The 18883-nt window shown below is 51.9% G+C and carries 11 protein-coding genes; 4 read left to right on the forward strand and 7 right to left on the reverse strand.

The window, feature by feature from the left end; translation table 11 throughout:
- Nucleotides 1-60: 60 nt before the first annotated feature.
- From SH287x_RS07385 to SH287x_RS07415, 7 genes are all read right to left on the reverse strand, one after another.
- Complete coding sequence (locus tag SH287x_RS07385; protein WP_479517968.1) at nt 61-918, reverse strand: sigma-70 family RNA polymerase sigma factor; 858 nt, start codon at nt 916-918, stop codon at nt 61-63.
- Between the two features lie 786 nt (nt 919-1704).
- The gene (locus SH287x_RS07390) at nt 1705-2127 is read right to left on the reverse strand and encodes a hypothetical protein (protein WP_479517969.1); all 423 of its coding nucleotides are present in this window, start codon (nt 2125-2127) and stop codon (nt 1705-1707) included.
- Nucleotides 2128-2218: 91 nt separating this feature from the next.
- Nucleotides 2219-3286, reverse strand: coding sequence for a DUF1559 domain-containing protein (locus SH287x_RS07395; RefSeq protein WP_479517971.1), 1068 nt, complete (start codon nt 3284-3286; stop codon nt 2219-2221).
- Nucleotides 3287-3724: 438 nt separating this feature from the next.
- The gene (locus SH287x_RS07400; protein WP_479517972.1) at nt 3725-5521 is read right to left on the reverse strand and encodes a 30S ribosomal protein S1; all 1797 of its coding nucleotides are present in this window, start codon (nt 5519-5521) and stop codon (nt 3725-3727) included.
- A gap of 495 nt (nt 5522-6016) precedes the next feature.
- Nucleotides 6017-7804 (reverse strand): ABC-F family ATP-binding cassette domain-containing protein, encoded by a 1788-nt coding sequence (locus SH287x_RS07405; RefSeq protein ID WP_479517974.1) that lies wholly within the window; start codon nt 7802-7804, stop codon nt 6017-6019.
- 232 nt (nt 7805-8036) lie between these two features.
- The gene (locus tag SH287x_RS07410) at nt 8037-9221 is read right to left on the reverse strand and encodes an FIST signal transduction protein (protein WP_479517975.1); all 1185 of its coding nucleotides are present in this window, start codon (nt 9219-9221) and stop codon (nt 8037-8039) included.
- 154 nt (nt 9222-9375) lie between these two features.
- On the reverse strand, nt 9376-10206 hold the full coding sequence (locus tag SH287x_RS07415) for a hypothetical protein (RefSeq protein WP_479517976.1): 831 nt from the start codon (nt 10204-10206) through the stop codon (nt 9376-9378).
- A 916-nt stretch (nt 10207-11122) separates the two neighbouring features.
- Here SH287x_RS07415 and sppA point away from each other — a divergent pair.
- The 4 genes from sppA to SH287x_RS07435 all read left to right on the forward strand — a co-directional run bounded on the left by sppA (nt 11123) and on the right by SH287x_RS07435 (nt 18679).
- Entirely contained in the window at nt 11123-13087 is a 1965-nt protein-coding gene (sppA, locus tag SH287x_RS07420) for a signal peptide peptidase SppA (RefSeq protein ID WP_479517977.1), read from the forward strand.
- Nucleotides 13088-13188: 101 nt separating this feature from the next.
- Entirely contained in the window at nt 13189-15849 is a 2661-nt protein-coding gene (locus tag SH287x_RS07425) for an ABC transporter substrate-binding protein (protein ID WP_479517979.1), read from the forward strand.
- A gap of 92 nt (nt 15850-15941) precedes the next feature.
- A complete protein-coding gene (locus SH287x_RS07430) occupies nt 15942-16946 on the forward strand; it encodes an ABC transporter permease (RefSeq protein WP_479517980.1) in 1005 nt (334 codons plus the stop codon).
- On the forward strand, nt 16946-18679 hold the full coding sequence (locus SH287x_RS07435) for an ABC transporter permease (protein WP_479517981.1): 1734 nt from the start codon (nt 16946-16948) through the stop codon (nt 18677-18679). The genes SH287x_RS07430 and SH287x_RS07435 overlap by 1 nt, the downstream gene beginning before the upstream one ends.
- Nucleotides 18680-18883 lie beyond the last annotated feature (204 nt).

Here is an 18883-nt window from a genome sequence, read left to right on the forward strand (position 1 = left end):
CAATCGATTCTATGGATCACGTCAATGTTCGATTCACGTGAAGATCTTCGTCACGAGCGATTATTCTCCCAGAATCCGCTTGGCAATCCGTTTGAGGGCTTCTGACTCAATCTGACGCACACGCTCACGGGTCAGACCCATTTCTTCGCCAATTTCTTTGAGTGTTTTAGGCTCAGAATCATCCAGTCCGAATCGCATGCGAAGAATTTTTGCTTCACGTTCGTCCATCGTTTCAAGCATTTTATAGACATGCTTGAGATTATCGGTATCGAGCAATTCATCATCGGGGCCTTTGACCCGCTCATCGGCCACCATATCGGACATCATCCAGCCGGATTCTTCGTCATCTGTCTGCGGCGTTGAGCTATAAAGATGAATGGCCTTTTTGACAATTGAGAGCTTCTTTTTAGGAAGCCCCAGTTCTTTGGCAACCTCTTCCTGGGTCGGAGGACGTTTGTATTCATCTTCCAGCTTGGCAGTGGCTTTACGCCATTTGGAAAGCAGTTCGACCATGTATGCAGGGATGCGAATCGTTTTGCCACAGTTAATCAGTGAACGCTTGATCGACTGCTTGATCCAGTAGCTCGCATAGGTACTGAAGCGAGTGTTCATATTGGGATCAAATCCCTCAACGGCTCGCAACAGGCCGAGGTTCCCTTCTTCAATGAGATCTTGAAGCGGAAGCCCCTTTCCAACATAAGCTCTCGCAATATTGACCACCAGACGCAGGTTAGCACGCACCATGCGGTCACGAGCTTCCTTTTCGCCATTGGCGATCCGGTTGGCAAGCTCTCGTTCGTCACGAGCCGTGAGCAAAGCGGTCTCGTTGATTTCCCGCAGGTAGGTCTCCAGAGGAGACTGCACCGAAGTGCTGCCGCTGCGGTCATCTAAAAATGAAACATTAATCGTTTTAGGCATTTGTGGGCTCTGCCGCTGAGGGTGTCAGGGGATGGCACGTTGTCGGCAAGCTCATCTAAGCCTGCCACGCGGTGTCGCAGAGCGCTGGAATCGAGTCCCACTTCAGGCGAACAGGCACAGCCCCGAATCATCCGGTGGCTTGCGGCTTATGTGTCGGTAGATCCACCCTCGACACAGCCAGCGAAGTTTCCTGTCCGTTTCCAACACTGTTTGACGCGTTGTCTGAATATGTATATCGACTGTTTGGGGAGAGAATTCGCGGTCTTCCGGCGAAAAATGGCTGTTCCGAATAGTGAAACCTGGCAAGACAGCCTGTCGTGCGGGGCGTGCGGAACATGCGGGCGCGCCGTCATATTCTTCGCACATTTCGTAAACAAAATGATTGACAAAGTGTCAATCATGGCCCTGGTACGTTTAAGCAGGGTCTGCGCGGTTGTCAAAAGGTTACAACAGCTTTGCAATCGCGTTATCCGAGACAACAGCGAACAGCTAATTGATTTGTCAGAGGCACAAGAAAGCATCCCCCGTGCCAATGGCACATTTTTAATGGCGTCATGCTCTCCTCTCGCCAGAATATATCCAGTGCAATGGAATAATCGGTACGATCCGTTTTTCCTATCGCAATGGTTCTCATCGAATTTTCGCCAGATCACATTGAGAATTGCTGATCCGTTTCGGTTCTGTAAATGAAATGAAAAAGGGCTGCTTCTTGAATAAATTCAAAAAGCAGCCCGGTGTTTTTTTGTGACATCGCTCTCGAGGAGCAGTTTGCAAGGAAGACCTGTGTTAGACGCTGGGCTTCCCTAACGTCGAGAGATCGAAGTCAAACGTGTTTTTGCCTGGGGCGACATCAACTTTCTGAGGGACTGTATATGTTTGCGGAGGGGGAGCGGGTTTATTGGGGTTTTCCGAAGTTCCATTGACCTGTAGCTGAACCTGACAGACTCCCACAGGTGCCCCCAATGGGCCGCCACGATAGCGGAGTTCATACCGTCCTTCAGTACTGGTCACACCCATCGCAGGAACCGCATCTCGGGACTCTGGGGTGTAAATCACGGTCACACCAGCAACTGGCTTTCCTTTCTGAACAACTGTTCCTTGAACTTGAGCTAACTCTGGGCCTGTTTCCGCAGTTCCGCAGCCGGGCACACTCATTCCGAGAAATATCACAGCCACTAATCGCTTGCAGATGGACGAACTGATATTCACAAGATCCTCACAACGAAAAAACTAGATTCAATGAAAAGAGGCTCGCTGCCTGTTACGAGCCTCCAACAATCGGGATGAAACATCCCGTCATTTAGAACTCGCCAAGAACCTGACCATCGTTCCGCTGACAGATGCCGTTAATAATGCTGGCACTGGTGTTTTCAGACAGAAATCGGACTGAACCATCGGCAAAAACAAAGTGGGCTCCGCCTGTATGAGCGGAACTGAAAACACTGTGCATCTGCCCGCCAACGTTTGAGGTGTTGACTCCAGCATCTGCAGGAGTTGATGCTCGATAATTAATCAGGTAGGGCGAGCGAGGTGACGTGTAATTTCCGATACGTGACGTCTGATTTTCTCCGCCAGACCAGGCACCGCCAGGAACATTTGAAGCACGCATATCGTTCAGCGCCGTTGTCGACGCATTCGACATGGTCATAATCCCCTGCTCTCCGAACATTGCCGTACTCGACGTTCCATCGATCACGTTGGCAATTGTGGCTGGTTGTGGGCGGGAACCATATTTTGGTGACATGGGATCCCAGAGAGTTCCTGCGAGGGCTGGAACAATGATGCCATTGGCCGCCAGCATGCCAGAGCCAGTCCAGGCTGTTTCGGTGCGTGTCGTTCCCGTGGGAGTGTTATACGATCCGCAGATGCCAACATAATTGGCTAATTGCACTGTAATCGATGTGGGAACTGTCGTTCCCAAAGCTGTGGTGCCTGCACTGGTGGTATCCGAACGTGTCGTCGACATGGCGCTGGAAGGACAGAGCAAACCGGGGACGCGTAATGAGTTCTTTACGGCCCAATTTCGATCCGTCCCGGAAGTTCCGTTGAAGTCAGTGCCACTGAACACCATCTGATTGAAGGCGGCCCCTTGATCCATCATCGGAAGCAGACGGACAAATACTGAGGCTGACCGGTTGAGGTTGGCACCCGATCCTTCTGCTGTGAAACTTGCCGGTGGGAACTGCAGATGGATGTCATGATAATTGTGAGTGGCCAACCCCAACTGCTTGAGATTGTTGCGACATTGTGTTCGACGAGCCGCTTCCCGAGCCTGTTGAACAGCGGGCAGCAGCAAGGCGATCAGGATTGCAATAATGGCGATCACCACTAATAACTCAATCAGTGTAAACCCGCGTCGACGCAGCATTTCATTCCCTCGCAAAAATTAGAAAAATGTTCCGAACATAAACGTCGGAAGCGATGTGATGCTGTGCATAAAGCGAATCTCATGCCAGAGGTATGTTCTTATGGTCTACTCGGTAGACCATAAACTACAAAATTAGAGATTAGTAGTTTTACCAGCTACGATTTCGTGTTTTCGATGTTTTTTTATTTCTATCTCGCTCGAAAATCAGACGATTTGCACTGACTGGTTGCCCGTGATTCAGGATGCTTCGCCCAATGGTTTAATGCTCTGCATATAAACAAGGCAGGGAGCTGCGCTTGCCAATGCGGCTCCCATTTCAAAACGAGAACCGGCGGGAAGCCTAAAAACGAAGCGACCCGGCATCAAAACATGATGCCGGGTCGCTGGCTGGCTTCTGAGAGAAGTCATTATGAGGGGACAACCCCTCAAATCGATGAATTAACCTTCAGTTGGTGTGGCGTCGCCGCTCATGCTGAACAGCGGGCCAGCCGAACCTTCTGTACCACCCTTAAGTTCAGCGCGGGGCTTAGGAGCGGAGGACTGGCCATCGGAAGACGGCTTGTTCTCTTCCGTCGGCAGATCGCCACTGGTCTTACGGCTCAGACCAATTTTGCGGTCGACAGGGTCGATTCGCAGAATACGGACTTCGAGTTCTTCGCCAACCTTCACGAAGGTTTCTGGGTTTTCGATCTTCTGATCGGCAAGCTCAGAAACATGGAGGAGACCTTCCAGTTCCGACTCCAGTTCCACAAAGACGCCAAAATTGGTGATCTTTGTGACCTTGCCAGTGACCACTTCACCTGGCTGGTACCGTGTTGGGATGCGGTTTTCCCATGGATCTTCATCAAGCTGCTTCAGGCCGAGAGCGATTCGCTTGCGTTCTTCGTCGACGGAGATGACCTGACACTTGAGCAGGTCACCCTTCTTCAGCATTTCGTTGGCGTGGGAGATCTTGCGAGTCCACGACATATCGCTGACGTGCAACAACCCATCCACACCTTCTTCAAGCTCGATGAAAGCCCCGTAGTTGGTGAGATTGCGAACAGTTCCTTCGACAATCGTGCCGGGTGGGTACTTCGCCGAGACCTGATCCCATGGATTCGGCAGAGCCTGCTTCATCCCCAGAGAAATTTCCTGCTTGTCTTTGTTGATATTGAGGACAACGACTTCGACTTCGTCGCCGGGGTTAACCAACTCAGAAGGATGGTTGACGCGCTTTGTCCAGGACATTTCGCTGATATGGACAAGGCCTTCGATGCCGTCTTCGAGCTTGACGAACGCGCCGTAGCTCATCACGTTGACGACATCGCCCTTGATCTTCGTCCCCACAGGGTACTTGGTTTCCACATCGTCCCAGGGACTCTTGTCTTTCTGCTTCAGGCCCAGAGCGATCTTCTCGCGATCCCGGTCGATGTGCAGAATCATCACTTCGATTTCGTCGTCGATCTTCACCATTTCGCTCGGGTGACCAATGCGGCCCCAGCTCATGTCGGTGATGTGCAGCAAGCCATCAATGCCGCCCAGGTCAACGAACGCACCGAAGTCGGCGATGTTCTTGACTGTCCCCTTGCGGATTTCGCGTTCTTTGAGGTCGGCGAGCAGAGTCTTCTTCATCTTCTCGCGCTGCTCTTCAATCAAGCGGCGGCGGGAAACAACAATGTTGCGGCGTTGCTCATCGATCTTGAGGATGAGGCACTCAATGATCCGACCCTTGTACGAATCGAGATCGTGTGGGCGGCGGATATCAACCTGCGAGGCTGGCAGGAAGACGTTGACACCAATATTGACCAGCAGTCCACCCTTGATCTTGCGGACGACTTCGCCCTTGACGACATCGCCTTCCTTGTGTTCGCGAATGACTTTTTCCCATTCGCGGATCCGATCAGCCTTCTTCTTCGACAGCATGATCAAGCCGAATTCGTCTTCGATTTCTTCGAGGAGAACGGCGATCCGCATGCCAGGAACAGGCTGTTCATCTTCATCGCCCCATTCTTCGATGGGAACGATGCCTTCACTCTTGTAGCCGATATCGATGAGAACTTCTTCGCCTTCGATGCGAATGACCGTTCCCTCGATGATGGAGTTCACATCGTAGGTTTCGCCGTGTGGCGTGTAGAGGGCGTCGATCTCTTCCTGATCGAGGCCAGCGTCTTCCAGTCCGAGCGAGGCTGCAAAAGCCTGATCCAGCTCGTCGTCGCTGATGGAGTATTCGCGAAGCAAATGACGATCAACCATGCGTTTTCAATCCTGACTGCACGGTTCCTTATGAATCCCGGCAAAGCTTTTGCCTGAAATCATTTCACCACAAGGAACCAGCGGCGGCCGTATTCGTTCACTCCAGACGAAACTAGCCTTATCTCAAAAAAGTGGGTTGGGTATGTCGACGAAGGCACATCGCCTTCCATCCAGACACGGGGAGTGCAAACCGGATTTTAGTCACAACCTCACTTTTTTGAAAAGGCTGGAGACGGCGCAATTCCCTTCAATTGTGAGAGTTCTGGAAATTATGCCTCAAAAAAACGGAAGAAATTGGAGAAACTGTGCGTCAATCCGCCCCCACTTCAGGTGAAAAACTCTATCTACTCGCCCAAATCACAGTCAAATTACCGAGCCGACCAGTGACAGAGGATCACCAGTTGGTTCCGCTTTGGGTGTGGGCATTGTAAGACGAAACTGACGGGCAAAGAGTTAAGAGTTGAAGTCAGCGGGTTTGACCAGCGTCAATTCGCTTTACCAGCCTTCTCCCAATTCTTCCTGAATCTCGACCCAGCGCTCTTCAGCGGTGGTCAACTGTTGGCCGATCTCTTCAACCTGATTATGAAGATCAAGGGCCTTCCTGGCGTCAGCTTCCAGAGAAAGCGAAGCCGTGAGCGACTTCTTTTGTTCATCGAGTTTGGCGATATTCCGTTCGACAGTCTGTAATTCTTTGCGAAGTGCGCGATCGTCCTTTCCTTTCGGCTTAGGAGCTTTTGCTGCGATGACTGCCGCCGGAGCCTTAGCCATTTTGCTGGCATTCGCCTCACGTTCTCCGTCGTCGATCTCTTTATTCACTGCATAGACGTAAGCGTCGTAATCGCCGTTGTAATTCGTCACCCGGCCATCTTTCACTTCAATCACGCAAGTGGCGACACGCTTCATAAAGTGACGATCGTGAGTCGTGAAGATCACCGTTCCCTTGTAGCTCACCAAGGCGTCGGCGAGGGCCTCGACTGTATCAACATCCAGGTGGTTGCCGGGTTCGTCAAGGACGAGAATGTTGTATTGGCTGAGCAGCATCCCCGCGAGACACAGGCGCGCCCGCTCACCCCCGGAAAGGACACTCACTTTTTTATCCACATGCGCGCCACGGAACAGAAATGCTCCCGCGATATCCAGCACGGTTTGCGTGCGCGTCATCGGTGCGGCGGTCTCTTCCAGGTATTGCAAGACCGACTTTTCCGGAGGAAGCGTTGTGTAAACATGCTGGGCATAAACCCCCACGCTGCAACCGTGCCCCCAGCGAAGTTCACCGTCTATGGGTTTGAGTGAATCAACAATGGTGCGCAGGAACGTCGTCTTCCCCTGACCGTTATCACCCACGATGGCTGCCCGTGAGCCATGGTCAATTTCGAGCGTGATATCACTGGCAATCTTTCGCTCGGGATAGCCAATCGACATGTCTTTGCAGCGAACAGCAGGCCCCTGACGTGGTTCAATCATCGGCGCGCGAATGACTGCGGTGGCTTCGTCAGCTTCCACCTCCTGGACTTCCAACCGCTCTAGTTGCTTTGACTTGGAACGTGCCTGCGTCGCTGTACTGGCGCGGGCCTTATTCTTGGCGATGAACTCTTCCAGGCTTTTGCGTTTGGCAAGAACGGTGGCGTTAGACCGCTGGATCACTTCACGCTGCTCTCGCTCATAATCGAGATAAGCATCGATTTTTCCAGGGAATGTTGTCAGCTTTCCCCGCGAAAGAGCGAGCGTGTGCGAGCAGGTCGCCCCCAGAAACGCACGGTCGTGAGAGACGATCAGACAGGCTTCGTTATAACCCCGCAGGAAGTGTTCCAATAGAATCTGGGTTCGCAGATCCAGAAAGTTTGTTGGTTCATCGAGCAGCAGCAGATTTGGCTCGTGCAGCAGCAATGCGGCCAGCTTCACACGAGTCTGCCAGCCTCCAGAGAGTTTGGCGATCGGGCCGTCAAGGTAGCTCCCTTTCAGCTCGAACTGGCCAGCCACTTCCCCGCATTTCCAGTCGGGTTGATTGCTGTCACGCATCAGAAATTCGAGGGCCGACTCACCGGGACGGAAATCATCATGCTGCCGGAGATAACCCAGTCGCAGGTTGGGATGCCGGGAAATCGAACCGCTATCAAGTTCTTCTTCCCCCAGAAGGATGCGCAGTAGTGTACTTTTGCCAGCCCCATTGCGACCCACGAACCCGACTTTGACATCATCCGAAATTGTCGCTTCGGCATGGTCGAGTAAAACTTGCGACCCATAGCTTTTGCAGGCATCCCGAATCTGGAGCAGTGCCGCCATAAACCCATCATCCTGTGAACAAAACCAATCAAAGACCCTGTAGGACACGCTGCCAAATCATGTGCCAAGGGACGCCCCATCAGCCAAGAGTATATCAGCGATCTCTATTCAGGTGGAGCGACGAAGCCACCCACACTACATATCAGCAGTTGTTAATACTTGGAGGGGCGATCTTCGCATCAGGTATCGTGGCTGATGAGAGGGTTAACTTCATGGCAACTTCGCCATGAAGTTAACCAAAAAGTCCAATGCTGGCAGTGAAACCATGCAAGAAATTCTTTGTGCCCACCTGACCAATCTCCCCCTGAGCAAAGAATCCTGCGGTGGGAATCAGCCCATAGGCCTCTGTGACTTTTTTGGCATCATGATGCGGCTCAGAAAATAGCCGTGTCCCCCGCCCGTTGCAGGTAAAGAGCAATGCCCCCAGCGGCATTATCGCTGATCCACGCACGGCACTAAGCATCTCGCCCAGATCCTCTGAAGCGGAAATGTGGTCTCGCAAATGAAATTGAACCGTCTGACCAACTCGGGCGCGTCCGCCAATCGCCAGTGCTCCTGTGTTACGGTCGGCTCCAATAACATTCGTAATCAGGAAATCGCCCCGTCGAAATGTATCACGATATTCAGTCATGGCCAGTCCGAGATGCAGGCCATGTTCGATCAGCTTTTGATCATGGGGAGAGAGACTGGAATAGAGCTCTTCAAGACGGGTGAGTGGCGATTCTCCGCCCATCTCAAGAATAAAATTTCTGTCCGTACGAGTCACAATAAACGTTGAACCAACCGGGCGACACCCCTGTGAGACCACGGTTGTGAAGGGTAACTCACCGGAGAGAATCACTCCAATGGCCCCTTCTTCGATCAACTGTGGTTCTTTGGTGGGGTGGGCAAAAAAGAGGGCGTTTTCTCCAGGGCCTCCCCCGCTTGCCATGCCGCCAATGACCGGTAAGCCGGGAAGCTCCTCTGCAAAGTAGTCGATCAATTGATCAGGGAGCGATGAGTAAGGGTCAGCCAGAACCAGGGCGCACCGCGCTGAGGATCTGAGCGAATCGAGATCCCTGGGAAGACCGCTGGTCACGACACCATCTGGAGTCCGTTCAAATGAGGCATGGAAGGGGTGAATGCTCACTTCCGGCCAAACTGCGGCCCATAACGAGAGAGCTGGCCCCCCTTCAATCTCGCGAGTTGTGGTCACAATCGACTCACCACAGCAACCCACGAGAGTTTTGGCGCCTGTTGACTCAACCAGTTTTGAGGCCAATGACTTCCATTCATTGGCATGATGATGCGAGGAAAAAACAACGAGAAGGTCGGGTGCGACTCCCTCCAATTGTTCATGCAGCTTGCTCGAGACCTCTTCGATCGCTTGAGCCAGAGCAATCTCAGTCGAGCAAACAGCAGAATAACGGCGTATCAAAGGTTGCATCCTTGGCGGTGGAATCATCGTGATCTGATCCACGTAAGGATGAAAAGAAATTAAGATTCCGGCAAGCCTGCTGTTACATGAAAGGAATGGTCGCCAGGTTGTTGATCCTGCGATTCTTCCAACCAAGAGCACCAGGGGGCGGGAATTAGTTGGAATCGGGCAGATCGCTGGTGGCATCGGTGCCAGTCGCTGCCAGCTTGACAGACGACTTCACAGTGCTGACCGTTTTGAAGTCATCCCTTGGTGCTCGCTCATCTTTCACTTGACGAACCACGGTCGCTGTCCAACCCGCAACACCAAACGGGATTTCTGCCGAACGCCAGATGCTCGATTCTTCTTGAGTGCGGCTTCCTGCCCGTTCGGCTTCCAGCTTGCCTTCGTAAAGCGTCGCTGATTGAGCTCCCGCTGGTGTCGCAAAATCTTCAGGGGTATTGCTGGATGTCACATTTCGATAGTAGCCCGCAAGCACACCAAGGGGGTAAAGCTGGAGCGCAGGTGTCACCAGCGGCAGGGTTTCTCCGCTGCCCACCTTACGATAGCCTTTGATGACAGGCAGAAAGGAAACAGGAATCCCATTTGCATCAACCGCTTTGGTGGGTACTGCCTTTTCAGGAACGAGCACTTTGTAAATTTCAAGACCAGCCAGCCCCGTGTCCAGCTTGCCGTCAATTTCTTTGCCCCGTTCGATGCGTATTTCCAACCAGCGACAGGGAACCTGCTCACCAGCGACTTCTCCCTCTTCGCTTCCTAAAGCACGGATCGTGACCTGTTCTGACCACGGTGGCAGTTCCAGGTCTCCCGCAGCTGCCCCCGGACGGGCTTCCGTTTGTTCAAAAGTTCCCTGGAAACGTACCCAAGTCCCCTCTGGAGGCAAATTCCAGACAATCGTCTGGGCCTGTAGTCCTGTGGCCATGCTCAAAGCGAGCGCCAGGCTGAGAAGACTCATTGCGAGCAGTCGCGGCTGCCAAAGTGTCATTGCTGTTCTTTCGGAAACGGTCGTTTCAAAGCGTCGAAATTGCGTCAGAATGCGGAAAAGGTTTCTCATTGAAACTTACAGTGCCAGATCGGCAAAACTGTGAGCAAATGATTTATCGAGCGAAAATTGCCAGCAGAAAACTTAACCGCCATCGTAGATTGCCTTGGGGATTGCAATCAACGGTTGAGAAATTTCTTGTCAGTTTCACCTGTTGAATGGGGAGTGACAAGCTGATTTCATGCAATTTGGCTGCCCCTCATAACCTGTTGGCAATTATATGGGGCGTGTTACGTCTTTGCTTTGAAGGTCGATGCAATGTAACATCCTACGCTGTATTGCTTTACAGCCGGTTTAACCCCGATTTTAAGCTTTGACAACTCATCAGGTGGGATTGGGGAAGATGTCATGAAAAAATAATTCACGTCATTGGGCCGTTTAGCCCTTATTTTTTAGCCTTTATTTTCACGTGGCCATCGATAACCAAACAAAAGAAATTCAGTCTCAATTCAACACTGCTTAGCCGGTCAAGAGAAATCGTGTGCCATTTCGCAAAGGCCTTGTCGAAAATCATCCAGGCACTTGACCGCCTTACGCATGCGCGCCATTGTCCTGCAGTCGTTTGTTTCTCGGAAGATGTTGATTGATTTCAAATGAATTTCCTCTTGCCGGTGTGTTATCGTACTGACCTGTCAATGATCCGGGTCAGCCCACAGAAGGTGGGGCGATTTCAAATCGTATTCTGTTTAATCTGTTCAAGGGCGAAGTGGGTTCCCTGGAAAATTGTCGCCGTCTGGATCGCTTAAAGTATGCCGTGGAAAAGGGCACGAGTGATAAGGTTGTGATAGCTTAGAGCAGATTCACTTGATGTGTCTGTTGGTCTTATGGATTGATCAATCATCTCCAATGGAGTTTTGGCATGATTTCTGTGCCCGGCAAATTCGCTTGCCAACTTTCGTTTGCTATTCGTCTCTCACTTGCTGGCTTGCTGGGAGCGTCATCTGCCGGAACGGGAGAACTCAGAGCTGATGATTCCTTGCAGGTGGCTGTGGTGAATCAGGCCTCAGACCTGAGTTCAACGGGGGCTGCAGTCACGCCAACCACCCAAGACGCAAAATTGAAAGAGGGTAAGTCGCAAACCAGCGATTCAGAAAAAGTCGAAAGCAAAGAAAAGCCCAAGGTCGCAGTCGCTAAGTCACTGAAGATTGCTGAAATCAAAATTTCAGGCAGTTTGACCGAAGGAGCCCCCATGGAAGGCTTGTTTGGGGAGAGTAGCGAAACGCTCTTCACCCTGATCGCGCGTCTCGACAAAGCCGCTACTGATAAAGAAGTTCAGGTTGTTGTTCTGCAGATTGGCGATTTATCGATCGGGCGTGGCAAGCTTTATGAACTCCGTAGTGCCATTGGTCGACTGAAAGCCGCGGGAAAAGAGGTCTGGGCGTTTCTCGATTCTGCCGATACTTCTACTTACCTGCTCGCGACTTCCTGCAATAAAATCGCTCTCGCCCAACCCGGCCTGCTGATGATTCCTGGCGTACGGGCCGAAGTCTGGTTCTATAAAGACATGTTGCAAAAACTGGACATCGAGCCAGAAGTTGTACGGATTGGCGAGTTCAAATCGGCGGGTGAACCTTACACTCGCCGCGACATGAGTCCTGAGTTCAAAAAGGAAATGGATGAACTCCTTGATGATGTCTATGGGCAGATTGTTTCTACGATTTCAGAGAGTCGCCAGATTCCTGCAGAACGTGTTAAAGAGCTGATTGATACCGCTGTTTTCACTGCTGAAAAAGCAAAGGCAGCCGGTCTGATTGATCTCGTGGCCTACGAATCAGAACTTCATCAGGCCATTAAATCAGCTCATGGAGTAGAAGCCGCCAAGCTGTCGAAAAACTATGGCAAGAAGAAGGCTGATGCCGACTTGTCGGGACTGAATGGCATCATCACGTTGATGAATGCTCTTTCCGGCCAGGCGCCAGGAACGCGAAAGTCATCAGCTCCCAAGGTGGGTGTGCTGTACGCCAGCGGCATGATTTCTACGGGAAGCAGTCAGTCGAGTCCGATTTCTGGCGAGGTCTTAGGCTCATCAACCCTCATCAAGGCCATTCGTCAGTTGAGGGATGATGACACCGTCAAGGCGGTTGTTCTGCGAATTGACAGCCCCGGTGGGAGTGCCTTGGCCAGTGACCTCATGTGGCATGAATTGGAACTGTTAAAAGCCAAAAAGCCCTTGGTCGCCAGCATGAGTGATGTGGCAGGGAGCGGTGGTTATTACATTGCCATGGGAGCACAGAAGATCTATGCCGCTCCCGGAACGGTCACGGGATCGATTGGAGTCGTCGGTGGCAAAGTGGCACTTGAGAAGCTGTATAACAAATTAGGCGTGAATGTGGTTGTGCTTGAGCGTGGCAAGAACAGCGGAGTCTTGTCGACAACGACAGGTTTTACTGAGACTCAGCGCGAAGCGACCAGAACACTGATGAATGAGATTTATCAGCAATTTACGTCGAAAGCTGCTGCTGGCCGCAAGATGGACGTCGTCAAACTGGAGCAGTTGGCACGCGGACGAATTTATTCCGGAAACCGGGCATTGGAAATCGGTTTGATCGATGAAATCGGTACATTGGAAGATGCGATCAAGGGAGCTATTGAATTAGCCAAGATTGAGAATCCCGCCAAGATTGAACGCCTGGAGCTTCCTAAACCGGGAAGCCCTCTCGAAGCACTGTTTGGGCCAGTGGGGGCTGAGTCTCGTCTTGAGGCCCGGTTGCTGGAACTGCTCCCCGCAGGCACGTTGCCTGCAATTCAGGATCAGCAACTCCTCAATCGGCTGGGGGATCAGCCGGTTCTCACTGTGATGCCATACCGACTGGATCTGAAATAGAGCGACCACTCAAGCAAGTCTTTGTTTGAAATGCTCGCTTCGACTTTGATTGCACCAAGTTGTCAAATAATACAATGGAACTCGTGAGAAAGATCAACGTTATGCGGTTGTCGGGCCTTTCTTCCAGAGTCTGGTTGGTCTGTTTTGGGACGCTACTTGTTGTTGGCGGGAGCGGGTGTTTCGTCACCTCGTCTCCTCCCGTTTCAGCTCAGGGAGGATCCAGTGCTGAGACTGTCGCAGCTGCGGAAAAGCTGGTAGCGGCGGCTGAAAAAATGGATCAGGCGGCTGCCCGATTGGCCGCTGCCGCTGAGCGGTTGGCAACAATGCAGGTTATCGCTGGGCAAGTTGTTGCTGGCTCGCCTGATACCGCCCCAACTCCATCTGACAAAGGGATGACGCCGGAAAAATTTGCGGCGGGATTACCAAATGCTTCAGCAGGTCAAGCCTCTACCAACTTGAAGCAGAAAGAAGACGCTCTTTTCAAAAAATATCCCGACGTTCCCGAAGTCCCCATTCTCAGTGAACTCGATGGCATTGAAATTCCCCGCGTGGCCGAATCGTTTGGCGGCAAACTGGATCTGAATGCGAAAATTCCTGTCGATCTGGGGAATACCCATGCCCAGAACAATCCCAAGTCGCCTGAAAAAGGAGACTGGGTCATTGTCCGATTTAACTCAGAACCGAAATCTTTGAATCCGGTGATCGAGCAGTCGGCCGTGCAGACTTACATTGGCCAGTACGTTCAGGAATCCTTGGCGCGCCAGGATCAGGAAACCTTTGAATTCCTGCCGCATCTGGCAGAAAAGTGGATTATCGAAGACTCGGTCAAACTGGCCGCTGGCACCACTGGAAAGGTCATACAAATGACCATCGATGGTGGCTCCCCGGTGGCTAAGTCCGAGGTCGAATACAAGGCCGCCACTGGCAAGAAACCGGAAGATGAACACAAAATCGTTGTCAAGACGCTTGATGCCGATGGCAAGCCGGTCGCCAAAGGTTGGGTCGGTCTCTTCCCGATTGGAAAAGTGCTGGGTGCCCCGACCACTGGCTATCACAATTGGTCAAATAAAGACGGCGAGTTGATTGTCAGCGGGATTATCCCCGGCAAGTACACCATCAAGACCGGCAACGAAATCTACGGTAAAGTCGAAGATCTGCCCGATGGTGGCGGCATTCGTGTGACTCCTCTCTCTCCCGAAAATCCCCTGAAAAAAGAACTCCCTCAGGGGCAGACGTTCATTGATCTCAAGCCCGGTGAGTTTGAAGACATCCAGCGGGAAACCTGGATGACGTTCTACCTTGATCCCCGTGCCAAGTGGTCAGATGGAACCCCCTTCACCAGCAAGGATCTGGAGTTCGCCTACGCGGTCCTCAACAACAACACTGTGGATTGCGATGCAGTCCGAACTTACTACGCTGACCTCACGGATTGCGATGCCCTCTCACCAACCGTCGTGCGTCTCCGCTACCGCCAGCAGTATTTCAAAGCGTTTGAATTCGGGGCTGGTCTTGGTCTTTACACCCCATCCTTTGAATTCTTCCGCAACCGGTTGAAAAACCTGAATTCCAATGAAGATTTCAAGGGTTTTGATCTGACTCTTGAGAACTTGACCGAAGCTGAAGAAGACGCAAAAAAGACCTTGAGTGCTCATGGCAAACGCTTCGGTAAATTCTTCAATACTGACACGGCCTACAACCAGTCTCCTCTGGGAACCGGCCCCTATACCGTGGAAGACTGGAAGAAGACCGACCGTGTCATTCTGAAGCGAAACGATGGCTACTGGCTTCAAGAACGTGGCGGCTATCTCGATAAGCTGATTTTCCGGTTCATCGCTGACAACACCACAGCCCTTCAGGCACTGCGGGCTGGAGAAATTGACTTTAACTACCGTATGGATCCTGAGCAGTACACCAAAGATCTCGAAGGCCCTCCCTCATGGTTCAAGGGAAAATATGTCAAAGCCGACTGGTACACACCAAATTACAGCTATTTCTGTTGGAATCTGACCAAACCTTATTTTAACGATCAGCGGGTTCGTGTCGCTCTGGCAATGCTCTTCGATAAAGAAGGCTACCTCAAAGACAAAATGTACAACCTGGGCACCACTGTTAGTGGCAGCCAATACTACTTTGGCCCTGGTTACGATCATCTGGTCAATCCGATTGGCTATGATCCTGAACGAGCGAGGGAATTGCTGGCAGCTGCTGGCTGGATCGATACGGATCGTGATGGGGTTCTCGATAAGGAAGGAGTTAAATTCCGTTTTGAACTTCTCATACCTCCAGGAAATCCCATCGCCAACGATCGCGTGGCTCTTCTTCAGAAGTCTCTGAAGCAAGTCGGCATTGATATGCAAATCCGACCGTTAGAGTGGGCCGCTTTCGTCGACAAACTCAAAGCCAAAGAATTTGACCTGGTCACACTCTCCTGGGCCATGCCGATCGAAAGCGATCCATTTCAGCTCTGGCATAGTTCCGGAGCCACACCGGAATCCCGGGGAAGTAACGCTGGCTCGTTTGCCAGTGCCTTAGCTGACGAACTGATCGAAAGCATCCGCGTGACGCTCGATCCGGAAAAACGCGCCCTGCTGAACTATTCACTCCATCGGGTACTGGACGATCAGCAACCTTACATGTTCTTGTATTGCCAAAAGGATCTGGGAGCTTATCACCAGCGTTTCCGCGGCGTGAAGTGGTATCGACTACGACCCGGATTTGACCTCACCGAATGGTATGTTCCTAAAGACGAACAGGCACACTAACCCTGATCTCCTGAATAAGCTCGCCGATATTTTTCTCGGATTGTTTTTGACGGCCGGCTCTCAGATCCTGTTTTTCTGTTGAAGTGGAGTGCATGGCGACTTATCTCTTGCGACGCCTGTTGATGATGATTCCGACCTTGTTCGGCATTCTGATCATCTCGTTTGTAGTCATTAAATCGACACCGGGTGATCCTGCGTCAGGTCGCTTTGGCGGAGCCGCATCTGCGCAGGGAGGGATGAATTCCGAACGAGGGACGGAAAATGCCGAAAAGGCCTTCCGTAAAAACTTCAAACTCGATGAACCGCTTCACGCCCAGTTCCTCTGGTTCCTGGGGCGTGTCTTTCGTGGGGAAATGATCTATTACACCAAACAAGGCTCTATCTGGACGGATTTAATTCCGGCGATGAAAGTGACCTTGCTGATCAATTCCGTCGTGTTTGTGCTGGTCTATGTATTAGCCATCCCTCTGGGGATTTTCAGCGCCGTCGCCCCACAAAGCTGGAGTGACCGTGCGCTGACTCTTGGGCTGTTTGTGCTGTATAGTCTCCCTTCCTTCTGGGTGGCTGAGATGCTCAGACTGGGAGTATTTGAAACAAAACTCGGGCTCCCGGTCTTGGGCCTCTCCAGTTCTAATGCTGACCAGATGTCTTTCTGGCCGCTGCTGTGGGACTACGCCACTCACCTCGTCCTGCCTATCCTCTGCATGACTTACGCTTCACTGGCCTACATCAGTCGCCAAATGCGAGCGGGGATGCTGGAAGTCATTCGCCAGGACTATATCCGCACAGCTTACGCCAAAGGGTGCAGTCCGTTTCGGGTGGTTTGGGTTCATGCCCTCCGCAACAGCCTCTTTCCGATTATTACCTTATTCGCCTCTCTACTTCCGGCACTGATTGGCGGCAGCGTTATTATTGAATATATTTTTGAAATCCCGGGCATGGGGAAATTGACGATCGATAGTGTCTATGCTCGTGAGTACGACATGATCATCGTCACTATGATGCTGTCGGCGATTTTGACTCTCATCGGTATCCTGATTTCCGACATCATGTACGTTCTGGTCGATCCGCGTGTTTCGTTCGAAAGCAAGAATTGATGGTTGCGGCGGATCTCCCTTCATCGAAACCGGTTCCCTTGGCTTCGACTTTACCGCCAACATTGGGGCAACCTCTCGTGTCTCTTCGCACGCCCGTGGTTCCCCCTTTGAATGCGAAGGCGCCCGTCGCGCAGTCACAGTCAGCCCAGATCTGGAGAGAGTTCAGCAAGAGACGCCTCGCCGTCTTTGCGACGGTTCTCATGCTCGTCGAAGTTGTTATTGCGATCTTTGCCCCCATGATTGCCAACGATCGCCCCTTGGCCTTTCTGGGATTCAACCGCTTTGAATTTCAGGAACTGATTCGTTCCTCTGAATCGCTAGTCACTCTGACAAAATCTTATCAGTCTCAGCAGAAACCCATTCAGCAACTTCAGCAGTTACTGGAAAATGCAGTTCTCAACCTGAAAACTGCCAAACAGGAAATTGACCAGACCCAGGAGTCAGGCAAAAAATTTGCAGCACGGCTCGATCAAACTCTGGAGCAGATCGGTGTTGCCAAAGCAGATCTGGCACAAGCGGCTGTTAATCCTGCCAGTTCTCAAACAACATCCTCTACGAACCATTCAACAGCGACATCCACCACAAAAGTCTTATTACTGACAACACTCCAGAAAGAGCTGAAAGAACTGCGACTTACCGCCACTCCTCCATTAATCACCCGCTGGTTTTTTCCCGTGATTTCGCAACTGACCGAGATTGACCTGTGGTTTATGGTGGGGGTTTTCTTCTGGCCTGTCTGGGGAATATTCGCCTGGAAATCTCGAACCATTCACAACCTTCCCAGTTGGTGCCACTGGCTTGTGCTGGGCAGCGTGCCGCTGATCTTCGCCACAATGTGGTGGATAATGGTGCCTGCTCGTCTGGATCGTACCAACTATAAAGAAGGAGTCTTAGCCGCCTATGATTCCCGAAAGGTGGCTCCCGTAGTCTTTGAAGTTGTCGCCTGGCCGCTGGTTCCTTTTGGAATCGACGAATACGACACAAAGAACATCACCCAACCACCAGCGATCTACCTTAAAGATGCCTGGAAGCCTAACTCCCAGTGGGATCAGCCTCATTGGCTGGGAACCAACAATTTAGGTGCCGACCTCCTCACGCTTCTCATCTGGGGTGCCCGGATCAGCTTGTCAGTCGGACTGGTCGCAGTGCTGATTTATATGGCGATTGGGATTGTTCTGGGATCACTGGCTGGGTTCTTCCGCGGTTGGACTGATATCCTGATTTCTCGATTGATTGAAGTCGTCATCTGCTTCCCCACGCTCTTTCTCGTGTTAACCATTGTGGCCCTGATTGGCCCTGGTTTGATCAATATCATGATTGTCATTGGTCTCACCAGCTGGACTGGCGTTGCCCGTCTGGTGCGGAGTGAGTTCCTTCGTCTGGTGAATCAGGAATTTGTTCTGGCAGGCCGCTCTCTGGGATATTCCTCCACACAGCTGATCTTCGGCCAGATCCTTCCCAACGCCCTGGCTCCGGTTGTGGTGGCAGGCACATTTGGGATTGCCGGTGCCATCCTGCTGGAAAGCTCTCTGTCGTTCCTGGGACTCGGCGTCCGCGTCCCCACACCGTCTTGGGGCACCATTCTCAACGAGGGCCGCAAGATCATGTTGCAGGCTCCCTGGCAGATGGCCTATCCCGGTTTTGCAATTTTTCTGACAGTCACCTGTTACAACCTGATTGGTGAAGCCTTGCGGGATGCCGCAGATCCCCGATTGCGGGGGACTCGCAGTTAATTCTATATTGGAAAGTGACTTACGTCTTTTTTTAGATGTCAAATCCGGCGAACCCAATCCGAACAATTGGTGTCCATGGCAGCATCTGTCATCGGCACAGGGCCGAGGCAACAAAACCCTCGCTTTCGCGCAGTTAAGTGCGTAAACTGCTGACAGCGTGAGTTTCTTGATGATCGGCGGTACTTCTGTGTGGCGCCCCTCATC

The sequence above is a fragment of the Planctopirus sp. SH287 genome, assembly GCF_056500625.1.

What these genes read in the sequence shown, in the direction of transcription:
- SH287x_RS07385 (WP_479517968.1), bottom strand. Translation starts at nt 918, where the DNA reads ATGCCTAAAACGATTAATGTTTCATTTTTAGATGACCGCAGCGGCAGC.
- SH287x_RS07395 (WP_479517971.1), bottom strand. Translation starts at nt 3,286, where the DNA reads ATGCTGCGTCGACGCGGGTTTACACTGATTGAGTTATTAGTGGTGATC.
- SH287x_RS07400 (WP_479517972.1), bottom strand. Translation starts at nt 5,521, where the DNA reads ATGGTTGATCGTCATTTGCTTCGCGAATACTCCATCAGCGACGACGAG.
- SH287x_RS07405 (WP_479517974.1), bottom strand. Translation starts at nt 7,804, where the DNA reads ATGGCGGCACTGCTCCAGATTCGGGATGCCTGCAAAAGCTATGGGTCG.
- SH287x_RS07415 (WP_479517976.1), bottom strand. Translation starts at nt 10,206, where the DNA reads ATGACACTTTGGCAGCCGCGACTGCTCGCAATGAGTCTTCTCAGCCTG.
- sppA (WP_479517977.1), top strand. Translation starts at nt 11,123, where the DNA reads ATGATTTCTGTGCCCGGCAAATTCGCTTGCCAACTTTCGTTTGCTATT.
- SH287x_RS07425 (WP_479517979.1), top strand. Translation starts at nt 13,189, where the DNA reads ATGCGGTTGTCGGGCCTTTCTTCCAGAGTCTGGTTGGTCTGTTTTGGG.
- SH287x_RS07430 (WP_479517980.1), top strand. Translation starts at nt 15,942, where the DNA reads ATGGCGACTTATCTCTTGCGACGCCTGTTGATGATGATTCCGACCTTG.
- SH287x_RS07435 (WP_479517981.1), top strand. Translation starts at nt 16,946, where the DNA reads ATGGTTGCGGCGGATCTCCCTTCATCGAAACCGGTTCCCTTGGCTTCG.